Source organism: Roseomonas sp. TAS13 (assembly GCF_001950415.1).
GTDB classification, from domain to species: Bacteria; Pseudomonadota; Alphaproteobacteria; order Acetobacterales; family Acetobacteraceae; genus Roseomonas; species Roseomonas mucosa.
In genome coordinates this window covers 1-1,180 of the sequence record NZ_BDLP01000678.1, presented here as the reverse complement: position 1 = coordinate 1,180, position 1,180 = coordinate 1, and the positions used below count along the sequence as shown (strand labels likewise).

General features: G+C 75.2%; 1 protein-coding gene. It reads left to right on the top strand.

Going from position 1 to position 1,180, the window contains the following annotated elements; translation table 11 throughout:
* A partial coding sequence (locus ROTAS13_RS24785; protein WP_139323580.1) for a DUF4175 family protein occupies nt 1–1,180 on the top strand: 1,180 nt, incomplete at both ends.

The following is a 1,180-nucleotide window of genomic DNA, read 5'->3' as shown; positions in this document are numbered from 1 at the left end:
GGCGCCGAGCCCCTGACCGTGCCCCTGACGCTTTCCGGCAGCAACCCGCGGCAGCAGCGCGGCACCGCCCAGCCCGATCTCAGCGCCCATCCCTGGGCGGGGCTGCCGGTGCAGCTCCGGCTGGTGGCGCGCGACGGTGCCGGCCAGGAGGGCCGGTCGGAGGAGATGACGCTCATCCTGCCGGAGCGTCCCTTCACCCATCCGGTGGCGAAGCTGCTGATCCAGTTCCGCCGGATGCTTTCCCTGTCGCCGCAGGTCCGCGCGCCCGTCGTGGCCGGGCTGGGGGGCGTGCTGTCCGCGCCCGAGGCCTTCGACGACGACACCACCATCTTCCTGGCACTGAGCGCCGCCCGCAGCCGCCTGATCCGGGACCGTCGCCCCGGGGCGGTGGACGAGACCCAGGCCATCCTCTGGGACACCGCTCTGGCGCTGGAGGAGGGGCGGACCGACCGCACCGCCCGCGCGCTGGCGGAGGCGCGCAAGGCCCTGGAGGAAGCCCTGCAGCAGCGCGACCCGGACCAGGGCGAGGCGGAGCGCCGGGCCGAGATCGAGAAGCGCGTCCAGGAGCTGCGCGAGGCGATCGACCGGCACCTCCAGGCCCTGGCCGAGAAGCTGAGCCGCGAGAATGGCGAGGCCGTGCCGCGCGAGGAAGCCCGCCGCCTGGACAACCGCGAGCTCGACCGTCGCACCCGGCGCATGCAGGACGCCGCCCGCCAGGGGCGCGAGGAGGATGCGCGGCGCGAGCTGGCGGAGATGGAGGAGATGCTCAAGGCGCTGGAGGAAGGCCGCGTCGCCCGCGCCGACCGGGAGCAGCAGCGTCAGCAGAACCGCCAGCGCGGCCAGGGCCAGATGAGCGTGATGCAGGACATGGTGCGGCGGCAGGCGGAGCTGCTGGACCGCGCCCATCGCCGGGAACAGGAAAGCGAGGCGGAGGAAGGCCAGGACCGCCCGTTCGGCCCGAATCCCCTGAACCCGATGAGCCGGGCCCGGCCCCCCGGCCCGCAGCAGCGCCAGGGCAGCCGCGACCCTGCCGGCCAGAACCCGCAGGGCCAGAACCCGCAGGGCCAGAACCCGCAGGGCCAGAACCAGGCCAGCCGTGATGGCCAGCAGCCTGGCGAGGCCGAGGCGCAGCGCGACGGACGCACCCAGCGGGCCCTGCGCCGCGCCCTGGGCGAGCTGA